Here is a 24199-nt window from a genome sequence, read left to right on the forward strand (position 1 = left end):
GATGACGACGACGACGCCCGGGACGGTCCGGAGCTGGAACGGCGAGGAGGGGTGGGGGGTCGTCGACCTGGACCCGGACGTCGGAGGTGATCCGGGCCTCCCGGCAGTGGTGCGTGACGTCTGGGTGCACTTCAGCGCGGTCGTCGGGCGCGACTTCGGGTACCTGGTACCGGGCGAGCGGGTGTCCGTGGCGTGGGACGAGGTCCCGGACTCGCCGCACGGGAGGCAGGCGAGCGCGGTCGTGGCGACCGACGGCGGGTCGAGTGGCGGGCCGATCGAGGCGTCCGACCACGGCGCGATGAGCAGCATCCTGACGATCAAGTGGGACGACGGCTCCGCGAGCTGACCGTGCCGCTGCCATACTGACCCCATGACGACGGCGCAGCCCGTCATCGGGCGTGAATGGGAGACCGCCGCCCTCCGACATGCCGTCGGTCACGTCACCGACGGCGGTGCCGCGTTCGTGGTCGACGGGGAAGCCGGGATCGGCAAGTCGTCCCTCGTCGCCGACCTGGTCGAGTACGCGGACGGTCGAGGTCTCCGGGTCCTGACGACGACCGGCACCCTGGCCGAGTCCAGCGAGCCCTACGCCGCGCTCCACCTGCTCCTGTACCCCCTGCGGGCGGGCATCCCGGACCTGCCGCAGCCGCAGCGACGGGCGCTCGACGTCGCCTTCGGGGTCACGTCCGGGGTGCAGCCATCGCCGCTCCTCGCCGGACTGGCGGCGCTGACCCTGCTCTCCGACGCCGCCGCGGCACGTCCGCTCCTGGTCGTCGTCGAGGACCTGCACTGGATGGACGTGCCGTCGCGGTGGGCACTCCGGATGATCGCCCGCCGGGTCGGCGAGGACCCGATGGTCATCGTCATGACGACGCGGGACTCGGACGCGGCCGAGGACCCGGGCGTCCGACGGCTGCACCTCGCGCCGCTGGACGCGCCGGCCGCCGACCTGCTGCTCGACGGCGTCCCCGGAGCGCCGCGGGGGCAGGCTCGGCGGGACCTCGTGCTCCGCGCCGAGGGCAACCCGCTGGCGCTGCGCGAACTGGGCCGGTCGGCGTCGGAGGAGCACGCCCGCGACCGTCCGGTGGTGGGCCGGGTGGAGCAGGAGTTCGCCGGTCGCTTCGCCGGACTCGAGCAGTCGGTCCGCTTGGCGGTCCTCGCCGTGGCACTGTCCGGCAGCACGGGCGCGGAGGAGGCGGCACGGGTGGCTGCCCGGGCGTTCGGGAGGTTCCCACCGCCGACCTGGACGGAGCAGGCGTCGGCGTCGTCGCTCCTGGTCTGGGAGGCCCCGCGCGCGATCCGGTTCCGGCACCCCCTCGTCCAGTCGGCGGTCCTCGCCGTTGCGTCGCCGACCGAGCGCACCGCGGTCCTGCGGTCGCTCGTCACCGAGCACGGGGACGATCCGACCCGGACGGTCTGGTGGCGTGCCGAGCTCACGACCGGACACGACGACGCCCTGGCCGAGGAGATCGCCGCACTCGGCGCGGGACGGACGGCGATGTCCGATCCGCTCGTCGCGAGCCGCGCCTACGAGCGAGCCGCCGAACTGACGTCGGACGTCGTCCGACGCGTCGAGCGACGCATCACCGCGGCGGAACTCGCCGGGCTGTCCGGCCGGATCGCCGACGCGGCGCTCCTGGTGCAGCGAGCCCGCGACGAGGCGCCGGACCGGTTGCTCGCGGCGCGTGCGGCCTGGCTCGCCGAGATCCTGCCCACCGGCCGGACGGGGCTCGCCGTCGGCGACCTCGGACCGGCACTCCACGCGGTCTCCGAGATGCAGGCGGCCGGCGGGGTCGAGGACGCCACCACCGCCCTGCTGCACCTCGCCGCGATCGCCTGGGACCACACCGCCGAGCCCGACCCGGGGGACCCGATGCTCGTCGTGGTCGAGGCACTCGCGCTGCCCGACGACGACCCGCGGGCGATCCTCCTGGCCGCGCGGACGGAACCGGTGGTCCGCGGCGACCACGTCATGGAACGCGCGCTCGCAGCGGCTCCGACGGCCGAGGACGAGGAGTCGGCGTGGCTCCTCGGCTACGCGCTCAACCTCGTCGGCGAGGTCGAGACCGCCCGGGTCCTGCTCGACCGGGCCCTCGCGAGCATGCGGGCTCGTGGTGAGTTGCGGACGTTCCCGCAGGCACTGATGGGCACCTCGATGACCACGTACCTGGCCGGGGACGTCGCGAAGGCCCGGTCCCTCGCGGAGCAGGCCGAGTCGCTCGGCCGTGACCTCGGTGACGCCGGGTTCTCGGCGGCGGCTCGTTGTGCGCTCGCCTGGTTCGACGCCCTCGAAGGGGTGATGCCCGACGCCGAGCAGATCGCTGGCGGGACCCAGGCGGGTGCGCAGGTCCTCCGGTCCGGGGCGATGCGCGCGACCCTGCGTGGGGCTGCGGGGCTGGTCGACCTGCTCGCGGGCCGTGCGGCGGAGGCCCTCGAGCGCCTCCGTGGCCTGTCCGACCCGGCTCACGACGGGTACCACCCGTGGTTCGGCGTCGCGACCTCGCACGACTTCGTCGACGCCGCGCTGGAGTCGGGCCGACGCGGCGACGTCGAGCAGCGGCTGGCGGACCTCGAGCAGCTCCACGCGCGCTGGCACGCACCGATCGTCCGGACCGCGGTCGACTACACCCGGCTCGCGCTGGTCCCCGACGACGAGCTCGAGTCGGCGTGGGTGACACTGCAGCACGAGCGCTGGGCGATGCCGTACGTGCAGGCGCGTGCGCTCCTCCGACTGGGCCGCCGACTGCGCCGAGCACGCCGGACGACGCTCGCCCGGGCGGTGCTGCACGCGGCCCTCGACCTGTTCGCGGCGATGCCGGCACCGACGTGGGAGGAACGGACGCGCGACGCCCTCCGTGCCGCCGGCGAGCGGTTGCCGGCCGCCGGCGCACGCGACGTCGAACTGCTGACCCCGCAGGAGCTCCGCGTCTGCACCCTCGCGTCGCGCGGGATGAGCAACCGTGCCATCGGTGAGCACCTGTTCGTCTCACCCCGGACGGTCGGCGCGCACCTGTACGCGGCGTTCCAGAAGCTCGGGATCTCGACCCGCCAGCAGTTGCCCGGTGTGCTGCCGACCGAGGCCGAGGCCGAGGCCGACGGCGACGCCGTGGACCGGGCAACTCGCCCCTAGGTCATCCGGCGGCGGATCTCGGTCATCGTGACCGATGTGCTGCGGTCGTGCCCGCTCGTACCTTCTGAGCGGAACCCCACGGTCACCACCGACGCCGGGCCGCGCCACGGGCTGCGGACCGGGAAGGAGCGAACGCACCATGTCCGGAGCCCCCACCATCGTCCTCGTCCACGGCGCCTTCGCCGACGCCGCCAGCTGGGCACCCATCACGAAGCTCCTGCTCGAGCAGGGCCACCGGGTCCTCGTCCCGCCGGTCTCCAACCGCAGCCTGTCCGCCGACGCGGCGTACATCCGGTCCGTCGTCGAGCAGGTCGACGGGCCGGTCCTGCTGGCCGGACACTCCTACGGAGGCGCGGTGGTCACGGTCGCCGGTGCCGCCGAGAACGTCGTCGGGCTGGTGTTCGTCGCCGCCTACGCACTCGAGGAGGGCGAGAGCCTCGGCGAGCTGCAGGGCGGCTTCCCGGACAGCGACCTCGCCGCCGCCCTCGTGTACGCGCCGTACCCGGTCAACGGCGCCGAGCCCGGCACGGACGTCTCGGTGGCCATCGAGGCCTTCCCCGTCGTCTTCGCGGGCGGCCTCGACCGGGAGACGGCGGAGGTCCTGGCGGTCTCGCAACGCCCGCTGTCCGCGGTCGCGTTCGGTGAGCCCGCGTCCGTCGCCGCGTGGAAGAGCCGCCCGTCCTGGGGGATCGTCTCCAGCGCCGACCACACCATCAACCCCGACGTCGAGCGGTTCGGGTACCAGCGCGCCGGGGTCCGCCGGGTGGTCGAGCTCGACGCCCCGCACCTGGTGATGCAGACCCACCCCGCCGAGGTGGCCGCCGTCATCACCGACGCCGTCGCCGAGCTGGCCTGACCCCACACCGACCCACCCAGCACACCGCACGACCACCACACCGCACGACCACCACAGGAGGGCACCACACATGGGCTACATCACCACCGACGACGGGGCAGAGATCTACTTCAAGGACTGGGGGAACCCCGACGCGCAGCCGATCGTGTTCCACCACGGCTGGCCGCTGTCCTCGGACGACTGGGACGCGCAGATGCTGTACTTCCTGGCCGAGGGCTACCGCGTCGTCGCGAGTGACCGGCGTGGCCACGGGCGGTCGTCGCAGATCGGCACCGGCCACGACATGGACCACTACGCCAGCGACGTGTCCGCCGTCGTCGAGCACCTCGACCTGCACGACGCGGTCCACATCGGTCACTCCACCGGTGGCGGCCAGGTCGCCCGGTACGTCGCCCGGTACGGCCAGCCGCAGGGTCGGGTCGCGAAGGCCGTCCTGGTGTCCGCCGTGCCGCCGCTGATGCTCAAGACGGAGTCCAACCCGGAGGGCACCGACCTCTCGGTCTTCGACGGGTTCCGTGCCGCGCTGACGGCGAACCGCGCCGAGTTCTTCCAGGCCGTCGCCTCGGGCCCGTTCTACGGCTTCAACCGGCCCGGCGTGACGACGTCCGAACCGGTGGTCGCCAACTGGTGGCGCCAGGGCATGACGGGCAGTGCGGTCGCCCACCTGGAGGGCATCAAGGCGTTCTCGGAGACCGACCAGACCGAGGACCTGCGGGCGATCACCGTGCCGGTGCTGGTCCTGCAGGGCGACGACGACCAGGTCGTCCCGTACCGGGCCGCCGCCCTGAAGCAGGCCGAGCTCCTCAGTGACGCGACCCTCACGATCTACGAGGGGTACCCGCACGGGATGCTGACCACGCACGCGGACGTCATCAACCCGGACATCCTCGCGTTCATCCGCAGCTGACGTCGCTGCACCGACGTCGCCGACTCTGCGTCCGCAGCGGACCGGACGGGAGGCGCGGTGCCGGTGGGCCGACCAGCGCACCGGCACCGCGCCTCCCGACCGTCGTCGCGACCGTCCTGACCTCGTGCCTGCTGCTGCTGTCGCTGGTCACCGCCCTGTTCGTCGTATGACCGCCGGCATCACTCCAGTTCGCTGACCAGCCGCTCGCTCGCCGCCCGGCCCGTGGCTCGCGTCCCGGAGGCCCGGCCGGACGGGTCGCCAGGACGGGAGGCCCGGCGCGGCGCTCCGGCATCGGCCCGGTCCCTGGGATGGTCGGGACATGGAGTACACCGACTACGACACCCGGCTGGCGTCCTACGCCGTCGTCACCGACGGGGACCGGGTGCTGCTCGCCCGGTTGAGTTGGCCGGACGCCGGGCTCTGGACGTTGCCGGGCGGCGGGGTGGAGCTCGACGAGACCGTCGAGGAGGGCGCCGTCCGCGAGGTGCTCGAGGAGACCGGGTACGACGTGGTCGTCGAGGAGCTGCTCGGGGTGCGCTCCCACGTCGTCCCGCCCGAGCGTCGGAAGACCCGGAACGGCCGACCGATGAAGGCCGTGCAGGTGGTGCACCGGGCCAGGGTCGTCGGGGGCTCGCTGCGCCACGAGGCCGAGGGAACGACGGACCAGGCGGCCTGGGTGCCGATCGCCGAACTCGGGGCGCACCGCCACGGGTTGCTCGTGGCGCAGGCCCTGCGGTGGGCGGGCGTCACGACGGAGTGAGCCGCGCCTCCCGTTCGGTCGGTCAGTGCCCGGCGACGAACGGGTCGAGCACGGCCCAGGTCGCCTCGGGCGCCTCGAGGTGCGGCAGGTGTCCGGCGGCGGGGACCTCGGCGAACACGGCACCGGGGACGGCCGTGGCGACCGCTCGGCCGTAGGTGGGGGTGACGACGCGGTCGCTGGCGCCCCAGACGACGAGGGTCGGCACGGACACCGCCGACAGGCGCCCGAGCAGGGTCGGGTCGCTCATCGCCCGGCCGGCGAGCACGGCCATCGTCTGCCCGTTCGCCCGCAGGACCGCGCGCTGCTCCTCGGTCACGAGCGCCGGGTCCTGGTAGCCACGCTCCGGGTCGTGCCAGGCGACCTCGGCGAGGCCGCGGGCGTCGAGCGCGAAGAAGTCCGCGATCGGCTCCCCGTCGACGACGACGCCGACGGTGTCGATGACGACCACGCTGCCGAGGACCCCGGCGTACCGGTCGTCCGCCGCGGCCTGGACGGCCATCTCGAGGGCGGTCCAGCCGCCGATCGAGGACCCGACCACCAGCACGTCGCGCTCGCCGTGGTCGAGGAGCCGGGTCAGGTAGGCCGACGCCAGGTCGGCGATCGACGCGATCGACTCCGGTCGCGCGGTGCCGTCCCAGCCCGGGTGGGTCGGGGCGTGGACGTGTCGGGTGGCGGCGAGGTGCCCGACGATCGGGGCGACCGTCCGGGGTCCACCACCACCGTGCAGCACGAGGGCGGTCGGTGCGGCGGGGTCGTCGGCGCGGAGGACGGGCAGGTCGTCGGGGAGGGTGTTCGGCATGGTCGGGACTCCTGAATCAACATGTTGATCTAAATGTGTTGATACCGTAGCACCATGACGACGGACCTCGAACGGCTGGGCCAGGCGGTCAAGCGCGCGCAGTACCGGAACCACCGCACGATGGACCTCGCCCTGCAGGACGTCGGGGTGAGCCTGGTGCAGTGGGACGCCCTCCGTGCGGTCGACCGGATGCCGGGGGCGTCCGGTCACGACCTGGCCGTCGCCACCTTCCAGAGCGACCAGGCGTTCGGCACGCTGGCGTCCCGACTCGTCGAGCGCGGGCTCATCGAACGGTCGGCAGGACGCGGGCGTCGGCTCGTGCACACCCTCACCCCGACCGGGCGCGAAGCACTCGATGACGGACACCGGGTGGCCGCCCGGGTGCTCGACGAGCTGTTCGCCCCGCTCGACGAACCGGGCCGCGCGGCGCTGATGGCCGCGCTGACCACCCTCACCGCGGCGGAGTGACGACCTCGGCCGGCTGCGGGTCGTAGCGGACCGCGAGCACCGTGACGTCGTCGGCGTGGTGGCCCGCACGGCCGAGCTCCTCCAGGCGGGACACCAGGCGTTCCGGGTCCGGCTCGGTCAGGGTGAACGCCTCGAACCGGTCCAGCGCGTCGAGCCCGTCGCCGAAGAGGTCGAGGACGCCGTCACTGACGACGAGGACCACGTCGCCAGCGTCGAGCGCCGTCTCGTGCGTGGTCCAGCTCGTCCCGACGCCGATCGGGGTGTCCGTGCCCCGCAGCCACTCGTGGCCACCGCCCGCTCGGAGCACCAGCGCCAGGCCGTGCCCGGCGTCGACCCACCGGGCGACGCCGCGGACGTCGAGGTGCATGTGGAAGCACGTGGTGAACTGCTCGGTCGCCGGTGCGTCCAGACCGACGTCCAGGCCGGTCGCCGTGCGGCTCACCGCTTCGTCCGGCGCCCCCTCCCGTACTGATGAGCGGAGGACCGACCGCACCACCGCGGCGATCATCCCGGCACCGACGCCCTTGCCCATCACGTCGCCGAGGGTGAAGGCCGCGCCCGCGGTGGTCGGGAACCAGTCGTAGAAGTCGCCGCCGACCGAGCGCGTCGGCAGGCACACGGCCCGGACGGTGAACGCCGCGGGCAGGTCCGCCGTCGACACGGGCAGCAGGGACCGCTGGACCAGCGCCGCCTGGGAGATCTCCGCCTCGGCCTGCCGTCGGAGCTCCTGTACCGTCTGCAGGCGGACGGAGCCCTGCCGGGCGAGCTCGTTGGTGACCCCGGCGACGGCTGTGAACACCACGAGCACGACGACGAGCCGCACGACCTCGCTCGCGCCCAGGTCGGCGTGTCCGAGGAGCACCGGCACCAGGAAGGTCGCGGCGGTCCCGACCAGAGGGAAGAGGACGTTCTGCCGGCCGGGTCGGGCGGCGATCCAGATCACCGGCAGCAGGACCGCGGCGAGGAACGGGGACCGCGCGTCACCCGTGCCGTACCGCAGCAGGCCGATCGCGACGAAGTCGAGCGCCGGCACCAGGAGCTCGAAGCGCATCAGCGTCGGTCGGGCCGCGAGCAGTCCGGCGAACGCCAGCCCGACGACCGCCAGGGCCGTCCCGGTCCACATGCTCGTCGCGTTGGTCACCGTCAGCCAGGGCAGCAGCACGCTGCACACCGCGGCGATCACGGACACCACGACGATGACCGCCTGGTTGACCACCGGGTTCGCTCTCGCCCCGGTCCGCCCGGAGGCGGCGTCCGCTCGGTCGACCGCGGTGTCCGGGACGACGGTCCGACCGGTTGGCGTCTTCGTCATCAGGAGCTGACGCTACCGGCAGCAGGGGCCCGTGGGAACGCGCCCGTTCGTGGGGCAGACGGCTGGTCCGGGCGACGTGCCACGGGCCTCCCGGCTCGTCGCCGACGGGTCACGAGTCGGTCTCGTACCGGTCTCGATCCCGCATCGAGCGGTCGACGGCCCCGGCCGGTCCGCCAGGATCGTCCGCATGGGGAATCACCGAACCGTCCGGACGTCCGTCGTCGCCGTCACCGTCGCACTGCTCGCGACGACCGCCCTCGCCGGGTGCTCCGCCGACGACGGAGCAGGCGCGGCGCCGAGCACGTCGCGCACACCCTCAGCCGCGGCGGCGGCCGTGGACCCGGAGCAGGCGACCCCGGAGCCCATGGACATGGACCAGGACGACAGCGCTGCTGCGACGTGCGGCCAGGTCAGCGCGCTCGAGACGGTCGCGCACAACGCGCGCGACGGCCTGTCCCGCGGAGCGCTCACCCAGGCGCAGTTCGACGCGCTGGCGGCGTCGGTCCGGTTCGGGTTCGAGCACCTCGTCACCTCGGACGTGAAGGTGTCGCCGGCCGTGGACTGGGCCCAGCGGTACCTCGAGGAGCACCCGGGGCCGACGATCGACGACACGACGGCGGACTGGGACCTCCGGGTCCGGACGATCAGGACCGCCTGCACCGAGTCCGGCTCCAACATCGTCGTGTCGGCGCAGTACGGCGGCTGACCGGCGTCAGCCACGGCGGCTGAGCGGTGTCAGCGCGGCGTCAGCCCTTCCACACCGAGACGGCGCCCGCGTGCCCGATCACCACGACCTCGATCAGCGAGACCACGCCGACGACGACGAGCAGGACCGGGCCGACGACCGCGACCGCTCGGACCGCACCGCGGTTCGTGATGCGCTCGGTGCCGAAGCGGTGCCACCCCCACCACAGCACGAGCAGCGCGAAGACCGCGATCGACCACGGCAGCAGGCCGTCGGCGAGTTCGGTGTGCCGCTCGAGCAGTGCGGTCTCCTTCTCGCGTGACTCCAACCACTCACCCGACGACGTCGCGAGCGGCACGGAGACCAACGCCACCAGACCGATCAGCGGTGCGCCGACCGCCAGCCACCGTCGAGCGGCCGGCCAGACCGCGACGGCGATCGCGACCAGCGCGGCCACGGGGACCGCGACCGAGGTCAGGTGGACCAGGAGGGGGTGGAGCGGGAGTCCGCCGAGTTGCCAGTCCATGTCGGACCTTCCGTGCCGGGGCGACCAGGGGTGGCCGCGCCGTTCCAGGCAACCGGAGCCCGCCGCTGGTGGACTGCGCGCCGGAGGGTCGGTTCGTTCGAGACCACACACGAACGCCCGTCCGCGCTCGCGCGGGTGCGGTCAGGGCTGCCCCTGCCGCATGATGGTGCTGCAGGCGACGGTCCGGGCGACCGTGCGCGGCCGACCGGGCGGAAGGGATCCACGTGGCGAACATCCTGGTGGTCGAGGACGACCCGGAGATGGGTGCCCTCGTGGCACAGGGCCTCGGCGACGAAGGGCACGTCGTCACGGTGGTGACCGACGGCATCGCCGCGCTGACCGCCGCACGCGCCGAACCGTTCGACGCCGCGGCCATCGACGTGATGCTGCCCGAGATGTCGGGGTTCGAGATCTGCCGGCGGCTCCGCGAGATGGGACAGGACCTGCCGGTGATCCTCGTCACCGCCCGGGACGCCGTCGACGACCGGGTCTTCGGACTCGACGCCGGCGCGGACGACTACCTCACCAAGCCCTTCGCGATCGCCGAGCTCAACGCCCGCATCCGTGCCCACCTGCGTCGCCGTGCCGCCGGGGCCACGGTCCTCGAGGCCGCCGACGTCCGGCTCGACGTCGTCACCGTCCGGGCCAGCGTCCGTGGCCGGGACCTGCCGTTGAGCGTCAAGGAGTTCTCGCTCCTCCGGTACCTCATCCAGGGCTCGCCCGAGGCCCGCAGCCGCCGTGAGGTGCTCGACGAGGTCTGGGGGAGCGCCGACCACTTCGACCCCACGATCGTCGACCAGTACGTCAGCTACGTCCGCAAGAAGCTGCTCGCGGCCGGTGCCGGGGTGCGCATCAGGACCGTCCGCGGTGTCGGGTACGCGCTCGAGCTCGGGACCGCCGGGTGAGACTGCTGCGCCGGCTGTCGGTCCGGGCACGGATCACGCTGGGCAGCCTGCTGGTCGGCGCGGTCGTCCTCGCCGGCGCCGCGGTCGCGCTGCACCTGCAGATCGCACACGCCACGCTGGAGACGGACCGGTCGCTCGCCGCCGCCGACGCCGCACCCTTCGTCTCCGACCTGCGCGGGAACCCCGGGGAAGCGCCGGACCGGCCGGCCGCGGGGGTCCTCGTCGGGATCCGCTCGGCGGACGGCGACTGGGTCGTGGACGCCCTGCCCCGCGCGGTCAGTCGTGCCCTGCCGACGACGGTGCCGGGCGACGAGGTCACCCTGCGCCTCCGCACCCCGCGCGGCCCGGTCACCGTCGTCGGCGTCCCGGTCCGGAGCGCCGATCGGACCTCCGTGGTCTGGGCGGCGCGGGACGGCCGCGCCGGGCACGAGACGCTCGAGCGCATCGACCGGTCGCTCGTCGGCGGCACGCTCCTGGCGCTGACCGCGTTCGGCCTCGCCGCGTGGCTGCTGTCGACGATCGCGCTCCGCCCGGTGTCACGGATGCGTCGGGCAGCGGAGGACCTCAGCGTCGGGCGGACCGCGGGGCACCTGCCGGTCGGGCCGTCGGACGACGAGCTGGCGGACCTCGCCCGGACGCTGAACACCTTCATCGACCGGCAACGCGAGAACACCGAGCGCGAGCGGCGCATCGTGTCGGACGCCAGTCACGAACTCCGCACCCCGCTCGCCGCCCTGACCGCGCGCCTCGAGCTCGCCCACCGGTCCGCCGGCGACGCCGTGGCGCTCGAGGGTGCGCTGACGGCAGCCGAGGCGGACGTGGCGCGGTTGACGTCACTCGCGCAGACCCTCCTGGAGCTCAGTCGGCTCGACGAAGCGACCGACACCGGCCGTGCGCCCGCCGTGACCACGACGGCCGAGGCGCTCGTGACCGAGGTCATGCAGGGCGTCGACCGGGCGCGGATGACCGCCGGTGCCGGTGCCGGTGCCGGTGCCGGTGCCGGTGCCGGTGGCGGTGCGCGGGACGGCGTGGGTGCCGCGCCGGTCGACGTCGACTTCACGGTCGACCTCCTCGACCCGACCGTCGGGTACGGCATCGACCCCGCCGCCTTCGGGCGCATCGTCGACAACCTGGTGACGAACGCCCTCGCGCACGGCACCGCGGCGACCGCCGTCACGATCGAGCTGGTGCAGACGCCGGACCGGGCGCTGCGCCTGGTGGTCGAGGACGACGGTCCCGGTGTCCCCGAGACGTTCCTGCCGGTCGCCTTCGAGCGCTTCGCCCGTGCGGACACCGCCCGCCGAGCCGGAACCGGCGGGGCGGGTGGCGCCGGCCTCGGCCTCGCGCTGGTGCGCGGGCTGGCCGGGCAGGCCGGCGGAACGGCCACGCTGACGAACCGCCGGACGGGAGGCGCGTCCGCCGCCGTCGTGGTCCCGCCGGCCTGACCACGTGGTGCGTCCACCCCCGATCACTCGAGATCTCGAGCGATCCCCAGTGCTCGTTCCGGGCAGATCGAGAGGGGCGGTGCTGATGCTGAACGGCACCTGATCACACGCTGGAGAGGAACGAGCCGATGATCGACACCGCTCGCCCCGCACCGAGGACCGCCCCGGTCCCACGGTCATCGCACCCATCGACACCGCACCCGCCGGCCGTCGTCGAGCCGTGGGACGTCGCCGCACGTCGCCGCCGCCGCTCCGGACGCCGCCGCCTGGCGATGGCGGACCTGCTCGTGGTGGCGACCTGGGCCTCCGCCGCGGTGGCCGTCGCCCTGTGGCTCGTGTCACCGGGCTCCCACACCGTCACCGGTGTCAGCGGCGTCCTGACCGACGCCGGGATCGTCGCCGGCCTCGTCGCGACCGACCTGGTCCTCGTGATGCTCGTCCTGGCTGCCCGCGTCCCGCTGCTCGACCGCGTCGTCGGCCAGGACCGAGCGATCGCGGTGCACCGCTCCCTCGGCAAGCCGGTCCTCTCCCTGCTGCTCGGACACGGGGCGCTGCTCACCCTCGGGTACGCGGCGGCGGACGGGTCCGGTCCGGTCGCCGAGACGATCGCGCTGTTCTCGAGCCCGGACATGCCGCTGGCGTACCTGGGCCTCGGGCTGTTCGTGCTCGTGGTCGTCAGCTCGCTCGTCGCCGTCCGTCGACGCCTGCCGTACGAGGTGTGGCACGGCATCCACCTGCTCAGCTACGCCGCCGTCCTGGTCGCCCTGCCCCACATGCTCAGTGCCGGCAGCGTCCTGGCCCACGGCTCCTGGCAGCGGGCGTACTGGATCGCGCTGTACGTCCTGTCCCTCGGGCTCATCGCGGTCTACCGCTTCGTCGTCCCGGTCGTCGTGAGCCTGCGGCACCGGATCCGCGTCGTCGCCGTCGAACCCATCGCCCCCGGGGTGGTCTCGATCCACCTCGCCGGACGGGACCTGGACCGGCTCGGCGCCCGCGGCGGGCAGTACGGCGTGTGGCGGTTCTGGACCGGTGCGACGTGGTGGCACGCCCACCCGGTGTCGTTCTCGGCGGTCCCCACCGTCGACCGCGCGCGCATCACCGTCCGCGACCTCGGTGCGGGCTCGGCGCGACTCGGTCGGATCCGACCGGGTGCCGCGGTCTCGCTCGAGGGCCCGTACGGACTCTTCACGACGCACGCCCGGACCGCGCCGTACCTCGCGCTCGTCGCGTCCGGCATCGGCATCACGCCGGTCCGTGCCCTGCTCGAGGACACCGACCTGCGGCCCGGCGAGGCCACGGTGCTGTTGCGTGGCACCGACGACCGGCAGCAGTACCTGTGGCGGGAGACCGCGGCGCTCGCCGACGCCTCCGGCAGCGCGGTCTGCGCGATGGTCGGGCCGCGCGCCCGGTCCCGACCCAGCTGGATGACGGAGGAGGACCAGCGCCGCGGGGTCACCCTCGGCTCGGTGTTCCCGCACCTGCTCGAGTCGGACCTGTACGTCTGCGGCCCGCAGTCCTGGGCCGACCTGGTCGTGCAGGACGCCCGACGGGCCGGGGTGCCCGCGCACCGGATCCACCACGAGCGGTTCGGCGCATGAGGGCCCGGGCGGTCCTCGGCGGCGTGCTGTCCTCGGTCGCCGTGCTGGTGATCGGCTGGCAGGTCGGCGGGCAGACGGTGACGACGGCGAGCCCGCCGACGTCGACCTCGGACACGAGCGGGTCGGGTACGAGTGGGTCCGGCGCGAGCGGGACCTCCGGGTCGGCAGCGTCCGGGTCCACGACGTCCGGCACCTTCCTCGGTGCCGTCGCCCAGACCCGCTACGGACCCGTCCAGGTGCGCATCGTCGTCAGTGACGGCACGATCACCGACGTCACCGCACCACAGCTCACCGACGCGGACGGCCGATCGGTGGCGATCAGCGCCCAAGCTGCCCCGGTCCTCCGCCAGGAGGCCCTGCAGGCGCAGTCCGCCCAGATCCAGGCCGTCAGCGGTGCGACCTTCACCAGCGAGGGCTACACGACGTCCCTGCAGTCCGCGATCGACCAGGCCGGACTGTGACGGTCTCCGCCGTCCCGGTCCGGACCTTCCCGACGATGGGCACCGTCGTGAGCCTGCGCGGCGCGGACGCCGAGACGGCCGCGCGCGTCCGGGCGGTCTTCGCCGGGTACGACCACCGGTACAGCCGGTACGACCCCGCTTCGGTGCTCAGCCGGGTCGCCGCCGGGACCCTCCGCCTCGCCGACACCCCCGAGGAGGTCCGTGACGTCTACGCGCTGGCCCTGACCTGGCGGGACCGGACCGCGGGTGCCTTCACCCCGCACCGCCCGGACGGGACCATCGACCTGTCCGGCGTCGTCAAGGCCCTCGCCGTCCGCGACGCCGGCGTGCTGCTCGACGCCGTCTCCCCGGACTGGATGCTCAGCGCCGGCGGTGACGTCCTGGTCCGCGGCACCTCCGACGGTGCACCCTGGCGGGTCGGCGTCGTCGACCCGGACCGACGCGACGCTTTGGCCGACGTCGTGCAGCTCGACGCGCCCCGACGTGCGGTCGCGACCTCCGGCACCGCCGAACGGGGGGAACACGTCTGGCGCCGCTCGGTCCCGACCTTCGCGCAGGTCACGGTCGTGGCCGACGACATCGTCACGGCCGACGTCCTCGCCACCGCGGTCCTGGCCGGGGACGAGGCCGACCTCGCCCGCACCACCGCCGACGGCACGGTCGACGTCCTGGCGTTCGGCGTCGACGGCCGCGCCTGGGCGACACCCGGACTCGCCGCCCGGTCATGCAGCAGGATGGGGGCGTGAGCACGCCGGAGCCCCTGTCCGCCGACCAGGCCGTCGCACGCGCGGTGGCGCTCGCCGCGGCGGGTGGCCGGAGCGTGCTCGGCATCGCGGGTGCTCCCGGCGCGGGCAAGTCGACCCTCGCCCGCCGGGTCGTCACCGCGGTCACCGAGCAGCTCGGCCCGGGCGTCGCCGTCCAGGTCCCGATGGACGGCTTCCACCTGGCGAACGCCGCACTCGACGCCCTGGGCCGGCACGACCGCAAGGGCGCGATCGACACCTTCGACGCGGCCGGGTACGTGGCGCTGGTCCGACGCCTCACCAGGACCGGCGGAGGCATGGACGACACCGAGACGGTCTGGGCACCCGACTTCGACCGCCGCGTCGACGAACCCGTCGCCGGCAGCATCGCCGTCCCGTCCGAGACCGTGCTCGTCGTCTCCGAGGGCAACTACCTGCTCGACCAGTCCGCCCCGTGGCGCGAGTTGCCCGGACTGTTCACCGAGACCTGGGCCTGCGTGGTCGACGACGACGTGCGCATCGACCGCCTCGTCGGGCGGCACATGCGCCACGGCCGCGACCACGAGTCCGCCCGGGCCTGGGCCGTGCAGGTGGACGGCGTCAACGCCGCACGCGTCACGGCGGACCTGCACCGGGCCTCCGTCCTGGTCCGGACCTGACGCCGGGCACGAGACGGACCCACACCACCGCACGACCCCTGCACCGCACGACCCCCGCACCGCCCGACCGACAGGAGCACGACGTGACCATCGCCATCACCGGGGCCACCGGCAACATCGGCGGCGCCGTCGCCCGCGCGCTCGCCGCGGACGGCACGCCGTTCCGCATGGTCGTCCGCGACGCCGCCCGTGCCCCGGAGCTGCCCGGCGCCGACGTCGCGGTCGCCACCTACGCCGACGCCGAGGCGGCCCGCGCCGCGTTCGCGGGCATCGAGGTCCTGTTCCTGGTGTCCGGGGCGGAGGCCCGTGACCGGCTCGACCAGCACCGCACCGTCATCCGGGCCGCGGCCGACGCCGGGGTCCGGCACGTCGTCTACACGTCGTTCCAGGGCGCGGCAGCCGACGCCACCTTCACGCTCGGTCGCGACCACTTCTGGACCGAGCAGGCGATCCGGGACACCTCGATGGCGCACACGTTCCTGCGGGACTCGTTCTACCTGGACTTCGTCGAGGACCTGGTCGGCGAGGACGGCGTGATCCGCGGTCCGGCGGGCGACGGCGCGATGGCCGCGGTCGCCCGTGCCGACGTGGCACGGGCGGCGACGGCGGTCCTCCGCGAGCCGTCGCGGCACCTCGACCGCGCGTACGACCTGACGGGTCCGGCCGCGATCACCCTCGAGCAGGCGGCGTCGGTCGTCAGCGAGGTCCGCGGGCGCCCGGTGTCGTACCACCGCGAGTCCCTGGAGGAGGCCTATGCCTCCCGGCAGCGCTGGCAGCCCGAGCCGTGGCAGGCCGACGCCTGGGTCAGCACCTACACGGCGATCGCGGACGGGTCGCTCCGCAAGGTGTCCGGTGACGTCGAGCGGGTCACCGGCCGTCCGCCGATGACACTCCGTCAGGTCCTGGAGGCCCGGGGGGACTGACCCGCGCCGGTCCCGTCAGCCGCACTGCCAGAGGGTCCAGCCCGTCTGCCGGTGGTGAGCCGCAGCACCGGACGGGTGGCGTGCCTCCCGGTCGGCCGGACCCGTGTGTCCGCCGGACCGGAGGTGCGACGGGTCGGACGACCCGGGCCGCACACCGGGCCCGTCCTGCCGGACCAGCCGGCAGGGGCCGTGCGCCACGTACTGGCGGACCGGGTCGTCCGCGGAGGCTCCGGTGCGCTCCACGAGCAGCCGGACTCCCGAGCGGACCTCGGCACCGACCTGCCCGACCGTGAAGACGGGGACGCGTCCGGAGTAGCCGCCGTCGGTGAGCACGGCCCGGCCGGTGGTGGCGATCACCTCGGCGGAGACGCGCCACGAGTCGGACAGGAACAGCGGCCGACCGTCCCGCCCGCCGCCGAGCGCCAGCGCGGTCCGGACGAGCACGCGGGTGTCCGACGGCACCGGTGTCGTCCCTCCGGTGACCGCCGGGGCCGACACGTGGAAGACCTCGCGGTCCTCGTGGGTGCCGCGTGCCGCCAGGCTGTCGACGGTCCCGACGGACGCGTCCTCCCCGGTCCCGTCGCGCTGGGCGTCCAGGGCCTGCAGTGAGAACGCGGCCGGTCCGGCGAGCAGTGCGGCGGCGGTCGCGACGGCGACCAGGCGCCGCGCGCGCCGACGGACGGGCCGGTCCTCCGTGGCGGCACGGCGTGCGGGCCACCGGTCCGGGGGGACCACCCCGAGCACCAGCGCGACGGCGGCGGCTGCCAGCCCGGCGAGGACCGCGGGCAGTGCCAGGACCTCGGGCGTCCCGCCGGTCCGGTCCAGCCACCGCCACCACACCGTCTCGACCAGCAGCAGTGCGGCGAGCGTGTACCGGGGCACCGGCCGGGAGGCACGCAGCAGTCCCACCGCCCCGCGCCACCCCGAGGCGGCCAGCAGGCACAGCTGCACGCCGAGCGCCGCGACGTACGCGGTGTGCGGGAGGTGCATGACCGACAGGACCGCGGCGGCCGTGACGGTCCAGACGAGCACGGTGACCGCCGTCGCCCGGGCGGCCCGACCGTCCCCGCCGGTGCGGGGCCGGAGTGAGGCGAGCGCGAGCACCGCGCCGAGGACCGCCGCGGGCAGCAGCCACCCGATCTGCGTCGCGTACTGCGGGTCGACGAGCTTCGTCAGACCGGTCCCGTGGCCCGCGCCGGGGATGGGGTGGATCCACGGGGAGCCGCCGCCCTCGGCGGGCACCGCACCCGGGACCAGCCCGGGCAGGAACCGACCCAGCCCGTTGTAGCCGAACACCATCGCGAACGGGTCGTCGTCCGTCGTGCCGTCGATCCACGGCCGCTGGCCCGCGGGCACGAGCGCCAACGCGACCGTCCACGACAGGGACGACACGACCGCGACGACCGCCAGGACCGACGTCCGCACGACCCGTCGGCCGGAGGCGGAGCCGAGCCAGGTGCCGAGCAGCAGGGCGGGGAGGACGAACCACGCCTGCAGCATCTTCGCCTGGAAGCCGACGCCGACGGCCAGGCCCGCGGCGACGAGGGGCCACCACCTCCCGGTCAGCACCGAGCGCTGCCAGCAGCAGAGCGCGACCGCCAGGGCCGCCGTGACCATCGCGTCCTCCATCGGGTGCGCGAACATCGACACGAACACGGGCGTCGTCGCGGCCGCGGCCGCGGCGACCAGGCCGGTGCCCGGACCCGCCCAGCGCAGTCCGACGACCGAGCACGCCCAGATGGTGACGAGCCCCTCGACCACCTGGGGGAGTGCGAGCGCGGCGGTCGAGTCCCCGAGCAGCCGCAGGCTCAGGGCCTGCGGGACCGCGAAGCCGCTGAGCTTGTCGAGTGTGACGGTCGCACCGGGGTCGAAGGCACCGGAGGCCAGCGCTGCCCAGGACTCGGACATCGACCGCGCGGCCGCCTGGTAGAAGGTGAAGTCACCGCCGCGGCCGAGGTTCCAGCAGAACAGCACGAGGGCGCCGACCAGGATGCCGACGAGGGTCCAGCGTGCGCTCGGGCGTTGGTCGCGCCACCGGGCGGGTCTCGTCGTGTCGTCCACGTCCGGGAGGCTGTCGGTCCAGTCGATGGACCAGCCGCGGGGGTGCCCCCAGTTCGCTGCTGATCATCGGCGGACACTGAGACGACACCCAGCGGACACCGAGCGACGGACCGGTCTTCCCAGCCCGGTCGGCCTGGTCAGCGGACCTTCCGCGCCGCAACCGACCCGACGACGCCGAGCAGCAGCACCGCGACCAGCACGGTCAGCAGCGGAGCCGTCCAGCCACCGGTCGCCCCGTGCAGCGCGCCCGCGACGAGGGGCCCGGCGGAACCGAGCAGGTACCCGCCACCCTGCACGAACGCGGACATCCGGCGGGCGTCGTCGTCGTTCGACACCAGCCGGACGATGACGATGAAGATGATCGTGATGCCACCACCCTGGGCCGCGCCACCGAGCACCGACCACAGCAGCCAGAGCTGCGGGGCGACCAGGAGCCCGAGGGGCATCGCCAGCCAGAACAACGCGACCAGGACGATGATGGCCCGCGGCCGGAACCGGCTGGCGAGCACCGGGACCCCGAGCGCCCCGACGACCGCGAGGATCTGGAACACCGACGAGCTCGCGCCCGAGGACGCCGTGTCGAAGCCGATCTCGTCGTGCAGCAGCGTCGGGATCCACGCGGTCAGGGCGTAGTACGAGAACGCCTGCCCGCCGAACGCGAGCATGAGCCCCCACGTCACCCAGCGCTTGGCGGGGTGGGGCAGGCTCTCGACCTCGGCCGTGGCCCCGCGCGACGTGACCGTCCGCACCGACCCGGTGTCGAGCACCTGGTCGATCGGCCCGGTGACGGGCAGCGGCTCCGGGTCGTGGTCGGTGCCGCGCCAGGCAGCGCCCGCGCCCACCGTGTAGGTCCAGGCGGCGGCCGCGACGAGGGCCAGGACACCCCAGACCGCGATCGCGACGGGCCACCCCCAGGCGGCCGCGATCGGTGCGGTGCCGAGCGAGGTGATCATCGACCCGACGTTGAGCGCCGACGTGTACACGCCGGTGACCAGGCCGACCCGCTCCGGTGAGGTGTCGCGGCGGATCACGACCGGGATCACCACGTTGCCGATCGTGATGCCGATACCGATCACCGCGGTGCCGATGAGCAGCGCGGCCTCGTGCGGGATCGATCGGACGACGGTCCCGACCAGCACGATGACGAGCGACAGGGACACCGCACGCTCCGCGGTGAAGCGGGCGATGACCCAGCTGGCGAACGGCGTCGCGAGGGCGAAGCAGAGCACCGGGATCGTGGTGAGGAGCCCGGCGACCGTCGCGGTCATGCCGAGGTCGGCGCGGACGTCGCCGATCACCGGCGCGGGGGCCACGATCGGCCCGCGGAAGTTCAGGGCGACCAGGACGATCGCGGCCGGCAGCAGCCAGGCGGCTCCGCGCAGGCCGGACCGGACCGTGCCGGTGGTCATGCGGTCGGCAGCAGGATCGGCAGCAGGTCGAGCGGGGTCGCCGCCTGCGCGATGGTGTCCGCGGCCTCGGCAGGGGAGCCGTAGCCCCACTCCGCGAAGACCGTCGGGACGCCGTGTGCCGCGGCACCCTCGACGTCGTGCAGGCGGTCGCCGACGAGCACCGGGCGGGACACGTCGAACCCGCGGGCACGCAGGCGACGCAGGGCCTCCTCGACGACGTCGGCCTTGGCGGAGCGGACCTCGTCGTCGCTCGCTCCGGTGATGACGTCGATGTCCCCGGTCAGGCCGTAGTGCTCGAGGATGTACGTCGCCGGCGTCTCGGGCTTGCTCGTCGCGGTCGAGATCGGCACGCCGGCCTCGTGCAGGGTGTGCAGGACGACGTCGATGCCCGGGTACATCAGGCTGTCCAGGGCCCCGTGCGACAGGTAGTGCTCGCGGTACACGGACAGCGTGCGTTCGGTGAGCTCGTCGTCCATGCCCATCGCGATCCGGAACGTGTCGAGGATCGGCGGCCCGACGAACGACAGCAGGGTCTCGTGGTCCGGCACCGGGACGCCGACCTGCTGGAACGTGTACGTCAGGCTCTCGAGGATGCCCGGCGCCGAGTCGCTGATGGTGCCGTCGAGGTCGAACAGGACGGCGGTGAAGGGGCGCTCCGGGCTGTTTGTCATGACCTGTCCAGCCTAACCGCGGCGGACCGTCAGGCCGCGACGGACGGCCGGGCCGCGACGCAGGGTCGGGCCGCAGCCGGATGCCGGGCCGGGCGTGCGGGGCGGGGCCGGGACGGGCCTCCCGTCAGAACAGGCGGGCGTGCCCGCCCTCGATGCCGCGCATCTCGTCGTAGTCCAGCACCAGGCAGCGGATCCCGCGGTCCTCGGCCAGGGTGCGTGCCTGCGGGGCGAACGACTGCGCCGCCAGCACGCCCTGCACCGGACGCAGGTGCGGGTCGCGGTTCATCAGCTCGAGGTAGCGGGTGAGCTGCTCGACCGCGTCGATGTTGGCGTTGCGCTTCATCTCGACCGCGACGCTCGCACCGGCGTCGTCGCGCGCCAGGATGTCGACCGGTCCGATGGCGGTCATGTACTCGCGGCGGACCAGCGTGTGCCCGTCGCCCAGGAGTTCGATCTGCTCGGCCAGGAGCTGCTGCAGGTGCGCCTCGACCCCGTCCTTCACCAGGCCCGGGTCGACGCCCAGGTCGTGGGACTCGTCGGCGAAGACCTCGTGGATGCTGACGATCAGGCGGTCCTGCGTCTTCTTCTGCGTCACCGTCCACACCTGGGTGATGCCGGCGGCGGCCTGGTCCTCGTCGGGCTCGGCGATCGCGATGGAGCACGGCGGGCTCATCCAGTTCAGCGGCTTGTAGCTGCCGCCGTCGGAGTGGACGAGCAGCGAGCCGTCCGCCTTCAGCATGAGCAGGCGGTTCGCGAGGGGCAGGTGTGCCGACAGGCGACCGGCGTAGTCGACGGAGCAGCGGGCGATGACGAGACGCACCCGGGAAGCCTAACCGGGATCGGCGGTGGCCCGGCGGGTCGGCGGGCCGGGGGGCGTGGGTGCGGTCGCGGGCAGCCGGTGCTGGCAGGGTCAGCGGCGGTCGGCGTCTGCCTTCTGGGACGTGCCGGCTGCGTCGGTCGCGTCGGTGCCGGTCTCCTCGGTGCCGGTCGCGTCGACCGCCCGGTCCACGTCGGACGGGAGGCGCGCCACACCCCCGCCGTGCGCGTCGCCGGCCTGGGCGGTCGGCGTGGCACCCGCGCCCACCCCGGTCCGCTCGCGCGCTGCGCCGGACGCCAGGCCCGCCGCGATGATGAACACGAACACGATGAGCAGCCCGTGCAACAGCCCGACGTGGTCCCCGGCGAACCCGATGATCGGCGGCCCGGCGAGGAACGCCACGTAGCCGATCGTCGCGACCGCGCTGACCCGGGCGGCGGCGGTGCGGGGGTCGTCGGCGGCCGCGGACATGCCCATCGGGAAGCCGAGGGACGCGCCGAGCCCCCAGAGCACGACGCCGACGATCGCGAGCGGGACGCTCGGCACGAAGATGAGCATGCCGAGGCCGACCACGGCGACGGCTGCGCTGACGCGGAGCACCGGCACACGGCCGAACCGGTCGATGAGCGGGCTGCCGGCGATGCGCCCGGCGGTCATCGCGGCGAGGAACACCGTCAGCACCGCGGAGCCGCCGTCGTTCTCCAGGCCGTGCCCGTCGATCATGGCGAGGGGCAGCCAGTCGTTCGCGGAGCCCTCGGCCAGCGCCATGCCGAGCACGATGACGCCGATGAGGAGCGTCGACGGCTGTCGCCAGACCGCCCAGCGCGAGACCGGCAGGGCGACGGGGCTGGTGTCGGTGGCCTCGGGCTCGACGTGTCGGTCGTCGCCGAACCAGCGGATGGCGACGATCATCGCCAGGCTGGTGAGGACCCCGACGACGATGAAGTGCAGGGCGACCGGGACCTCCAGGCGTTCGGCGAGGGCACCGAGGCCCGCGCCGGCGAGGGTGCCGACGCTGAACGCGGCGTGGAACAGCGGCATGATCGTCCGGCCACCGAGTCGTTCGGCGGTCGCACCGGCCACGTTCATCGACACGTCGCACAGGCCGTTGCCGAAGCCGAACGCGATCAGGCAGATCCAGATCGCGGCGAAGCCCCAGCCCAGGGTGACGGCGACGCCCGCGGCGACCAGGCCGAGCGCCAGCGCTGCCGACGCGACGAGGACCCCGCGCCGGGCACCCAGGCGGGCGACGATGTGGCCGGCGAAGGTGAGCCCGCCGATCGACCCGACGGACATGCCGAGGACCAGCAGCCCCATCGTCGAGGGCGAGGCGCCGAGCGAGTCGCGGACGCTCGGGATCCGGCCGAGCCAGGTGGCGATGTCGAGCCCGGAGAGCGTGAACACGACGAACACCGCGTTGCGCCAGGCGCGCGTCGTCGGTGCGGTGCGGGTGACGGCCGTCGCCATGGGTCTGTCCGATCGAATCGATTCGAGCTGGTCTGCCCGTTACGCTAACCAGCGATGGACGACACGGCAAGCGAACCCGGCGAGTCGGACGACCGCGCCCCGGTGCCCGGTGCGAGCAGCCCGGACGGCGCGTCCAGCCCGACCGGCCCGGCCGTCCCGGCCGGTGTTCCCCGCCCGCCGCGGTCGGACGCGACGGGCGGTACCCGGGTGGGGCGTGCCTCCCGGCCGACGCTCGCCGCCGTCGCCCGCGCTGCCGGAGTCGCCCCGTCCACCGCGTCCCTGGCGTTCAGCGGCAGCGGCCCGGTGTCCGAGGACACCCGCCAGCGCATCCTCGCCGTCGCCGCGGAACTCGGCTACGACGGTCCGGACCCCCGGGCTCGATCGCTGCGCCGCGGACGGTCCGGCGTGATCGGCGTCGTCCTCGACGACCGGCTGAGCGACGCCTTCCGCGACCCGGTGAACGTGCTGACGCTCGACGGCATCGCCGAGGTCGCCGGGGCCGCCGGGGTCTCGCTCCTCCTGGTGCGCAGCCCTCTCGACGACGAACGCGGCATGGCCCCGCTCGTCGACGCGCCCATGGATGCCGTCATCCTGATCGGTTGCAACGTGCGGATCGACCCCGCGGTCGCCGTCCTCCGCCGTCGCGCGATCCCCGTCGTCGCGATCGAGGCCGACGTCATCGAGGGCGCTGTCCCGATCCACCTCGACAACCGCGACGCCTCCCGCCGGGCGGCCGCGTACCTCCGCGAGCTCGGCCACGAAGCCGTCACCGTCGTCGCTCTGCCGCTCGACAGCTCGCGCGAACGCGGACCCGTCGACGCGGAGCGCGAACGGTCCTCCACTGCCTTCACCACGATGGAGCGCCTCCGTGGCGTCCGCGAGGTCTACCCCTGGGCACCGGCCGTCGTCACCACCGGTAGCTCCGTCGAAGAGGGTCGGATCGCCGGCGCCGCGCTCTTCGCCGCCGGACTCGACGCTCCCACCGCCGTCGTCGCGCAGAGCGACCTGCTCGCCGTCGGGGTGATCTCCGCCGCGCTCGAGGCCGGACTCCGCGTCCCCGAGGACGTCAGCGTCGTCGGCTTCGACGGCATCCACGTCGACGACAGCCTGCTGCACCGCTCGCCGATCCGGCAGCTGACGACGCTCGTGCAGCCGTTCGTGCCGAAGGGGGAGGCGGCCGCCCGGGCCGCGCTCGCGATGCTCGAGGGCGAGGCGCCGGAGCCGGCGTCGTTCCGCTCCGAGCTGCAGATCGGCGACACGACGGCGCCCCCGCGGGGGTAGGCGCGCTGCGCGGCGCGCTCTGCGCGCCCTTCGCGCCCGTGGTTCCGTTCGGCTGCGCCCAACCGAAGCCGCCCCGAACCGCGGCATCCCGCGGTTCGGGCGGGCGACGGTTGTGCGGGTCCGCCTCGAACCGCGACCCGCGGCCCTGGCCGCGAGCGCTGCCGGCCGCGAGGCGCGGCACCAGCCGCTCACGCGCAGGCCGCGGCGTCGGACGCGAGGCGCGACACCAGCCGTCCACGCGCCTCCGCCCAACCGAATCCGCCCCGAACCGCGGGATGCCGCGGTTCGGGCGGGCGCGGGTTGTGCGGCTCCACCT

23 protein-coding genes are annotated in these 24199 nt (G+C 74.2%); 15 read left to right on the plus strand and 8 right to left on the minus strand.

Going from position 1 to position 24199, the window contains the following annotated elements; translation table 11 throughout:
* The first annotated feature begins 1 nt into the window (after position 1).
* The 5 genes from QL987_RS08810 to QL987_RS08830 all read left to right on the plus strand — a co-directional run bounded on the left by QL987_RS08810 (position 2) and on the right by QL987_RS08830 (position 5653).
* Positions 2–346, plus strand: a complete 345-nt coding sequence (locus tag QL987_RS08810; protein WP_290157271.1) for a hypothetical protein — start codon at positions 2–4, stop codon at positions 344–346.
* A 24-nt stretch (positions 347–370) separates the two neighbouring features.
* Positions 371–3130, plus strand: a complete 2760-nt coding sequence (locus QL987_RS08815) for a LuxR family transcriptional regulator (RefSeq protein ID WP_290157272.1) — start codon at positions 371–373, stop codon at positions 3128–3130.
* A 139-nt stretch (positions 3131–3269) separates the two neighbouring features.
* A complete protein-coding gene (locus QL987_RS08820) occupies positions 3270–3986 on the plus strand; it encodes an alpha/beta hydrolase (RefSeq protein WP_290157273.1) in 717 nt (238 codons plus the stop codon).
* Positions 3987–4056: 70 nt separating this feature from the next.
* The gene (locus tag QL987_RS08825; protein ID WP_111075353.1) at positions 4057–4893 is read left to right on the plus strand and encodes an alpha/beta hydrolase; all 837 of its coding nucleotides are present in this window, start codon (positions 4057–4059) and stop codon (positions 4891–4893) included.
* 319 nt (positions 4894–5212) lie between these two features.
* Positions 5213–5653 (plus strand): NUDIX domain-containing protein, encoded by a 441-nt coding sequence (locus tag QL987_RS08830; RefSeq protein ID WP_111075355.1) that lies wholly within the window; start codon positions 5213–5215, stop codon positions 5651–5653.
* A 22-nt stretch (positions 5654–5675) separates the two neighbouring features.
* Here QL987_RS08830 and QL987_RS08835 read toward each other — a convergent pair whose 3' ends face one another.
* A complete protein-coding gene (locus QL987_RS08835; RefSeq protein WP_290157274.1) occupies positions 5676–6452 on the minus strand; it encodes an alpha/beta fold hydrolase in 777 nt (258 codons plus the stop codon).
* A gap of 54 nt (positions 6453–6506) precedes the next feature.
* On the opposite strand from QL987_RS08835, the gene QL987_RS08840 reads away from it, so the two are divergent.
* On the plus strand, positions 6507–6920 hold the full coding sequence (locus tag QL987_RS08840; RefSeq protein ID WP_290157275.1) for a MarR family transcriptional regulator: 414 nt from the start codon (positions 6507–6509) through the stop codon (positions 6918–6920).
* Here QL987_RS08840 and QL987_RS08845 read toward each other — a convergent pair.
* Entirely contained in the window at positions 6904–8232 is a 1329-nt protein-coding gene (locus QL987_RS08845) for a PP2C family protein-serine/threonine phosphatase (RefSeq protein ID WP_290157276.1), read from the minus strand. The genes QL987_RS08840 and QL987_RS08845 overlap by 17 nt on opposite strands.
* Before the next feature lie 187 nt (positions 8233–8419).
* Between QL987_RS08845 and QL987_RS08850 the strand changes: the two genes are divergently transcribed.
* The gene (locus tag QL987_RS08850; protein ID WP_111075359.1) at positions 8420–8938 is read left to right on the plus strand and encodes a hypothetical protein; all 519 of its coding nucleotides are present in this window, start codon (positions 8420–8422) and stop codon (positions 8936–8938) included.
* A gap of 40 nt (positions 8939–8978) precedes the next feature.
* On the opposite strand, the gene QL987_RS08855 is transcribed toward QL987_RS08850, so the two are convergent.
* Complete coding sequence (locus QL987_RS08855) at positions 8979–9443, minus strand: DUF2231 domain-containing protein (RefSeq protein ID WP_253465936.1); 465 nt, start codon at positions 9441–9443, stop codon at positions 8979–8981.
* Positions 9444–9667: 224 nt separating this feature from the next.
* Between QL987_RS08855 and QL987_RS08860 the strand changes: the two genes are divergently transcribed.
* From QL987_RS08860 to QL987_RS08890, 7 genes are all read left to right on the plus strand, one after another.
* Positions 9668–10348: a response regulator transcription factor gene (locus QL987_RS08860; RefSeq protein ID WP_290157277.1), complete on the plus strand. Its 681-nt coding sequence runs from the start codon at positions 9668–9670 to the stop codon at positions 10346–10348.
* The gene (locus tag QL987_RS08865; RefSeq protein ID WP_290157278.1) at positions 10345–11793 is read left to right on the plus strand and encodes a HAMP domain-containing sensor histidine kinase; all 1449 of its coding nucleotides are present in this window, start codon (positions 10345–10347) and stop codon (positions 11791–11793) included. The genes QL987_RS08860 and QL987_RS08865 overlap by 4 nt, the downstream gene beginning before the upstream one ends.
* 128 nt (positions 11794–11921) lie before the next feature.
* Complete coding sequence (locus tag QL987_RS08870; protein WP_290157279.1) at positions 11922–13391, plus strand: ferredoxin reductase family protein; 1470 nt, start codon at positions 11922–11924, stop codon at positions 13389–13391.
* The gene (locus QL987_RS08875) at positions 13388–13852 is read left to right on the plus strand and encodes an FMN-binding protein (protein WP_290157280.1); all 465 of its coding nucleotides are present in this window, start codon (positions 13388–13390) and stop codon (positions 13850–13852) included. Before QL987_RS08870 ends, QL987_RS08875 begins: the two co-directional genes overlap by 4 nt.
* Complete coding sequence (locus QL987_RS08880) at positions 13849–14598, plus strand: FAD:protein FMN transferase (protein WP_290157281.1); 750 nt, start codon at positions 13849–13851, stop codon at positions 14596–14598. Before QL987_RS08875 ends, QL987_RS08880 begins: the two co-directional genes overlap by 4 nt.
* Entirely contained in the window at positions 14595–15254 is a 660-nt protein-coding gene (locus tag QL987_RS08885; RefSeq protein WP_290157282.1) for a nucleoside/nucleotide kinase family protein, read from the plus strand. The genes QL987_RS08880 and QL987_RS08885 overlap by 4 nt, the downstream gene beginning before the upstream one ends.
* 83 nt (positions 15255–15337) lie before the next feature.
* On the plus strand, positions 15338–16177 hold the full coding sequence (locus QL987_RS08890) for an SDR family oxidoreductase (RefSeq protein WP_290157283.1): 840 nt from the start codon (positions 15338–15340) through the stop codon (positions 16175–16177).
* 15 nt (positions 16178–16192) lie between these two features.
* Here the strand turns inward: QL987_RS08890 and QL987_RS08895 are convergent, their stop codons facing one another.
* The 5 genes from QL987_RS08895 to QL987_RS08915 all read right to left on the minus strand — a co-directional run bounded on the left by QL987_RS08895 (position 16193) and on the right by QL987_RS08915 (position 22602).
* Positions 16193–18238 (minus strand): glycosyltransferase family 39 protein, encoded by a 2046-nt coding sequence (locus tag QL987_RS08895; RefSeq protein ID WP_290157284.1) that lies wholly within the window; start codon positions 18236–18238, stop codon positions 16193–16195.
* A 137-nt stretch (positions 18239–18375) separates the two neighbouring features.
* The gene (locus tag QL987_RS08900; RefSeq protein WP_290157285.1) at positions 18376–19647 is read right to left on the minus strand and encodes an MFS transporter; all 1272 of its coding nucleotides are present in this window, start codon (positions 19645–19647) and stop codon (positions 18376–18378) included.
* Positions 19644–20318, minus strand: coding sequence for an HAD hydrolase-like protein (locus tag QL987_RS08905; RefSeq protein ID WP_290157286.1), 675 nt, complete (start codon positions 20316–20318; stop codon positions 19644–19646). Before QL987_RS08905 ends, QL987_RS08900 begins: the two co-directional genes overlap by 4 nt.
* A gap of 124 nt (positions 20319–20442) precedes the next feature.
* Positions 20443–21138 carry an endonuclease NucS gene (gene nucS / locus QL987_RS08910; RefSeq protein WP_111075370.1) on the minus strand — a complete coding sequence of 232 codons (696 nt, stop codon included), beginning with the start codon at positions 21136–21138 and terminating at the stop codon, positions 20443–20445.
* Positions 21139–21228: 90 nt separating this feature from the next.
* Positions 21229–22602, minus strand: a complete 1374-nt coding sequence (locus QL987_RS08915; protein ID WP_290157287.1) for an MFS transporter — start codon at positions 22600–22602, stop codon at positions 21229–21231.
* A 54-nt stretch (positions 22603–22656) separates the two neighbouring features.
* Between QL987_RS08915 and QL987_RS08920 the strand changes: the two genes are divergently transcribed.
* Complete coding sequence (locus QL987_RS08920) at positions 22657–23883, plus strand: LacI family DNA-binding transcriptional regulator (protein WP_290157288.1); 1227 nt, start codon at positions 22657–22659, stop codon at positions 23881–23883.
* The last annotated feature ends 316 nt before the right edge of the window (positions 23884–24199 follow it).

The sequence above is a fragment of the Curtobacterium sp. APC 4022 genome (assembly GCF_030407555.1).
In the GTDB taxonomy this organism is placed as follows: Bacteria; Actinomycetota; Actinomycetes; order Actinomycetales; family Microbacteriaceae; genus Curtobacterium.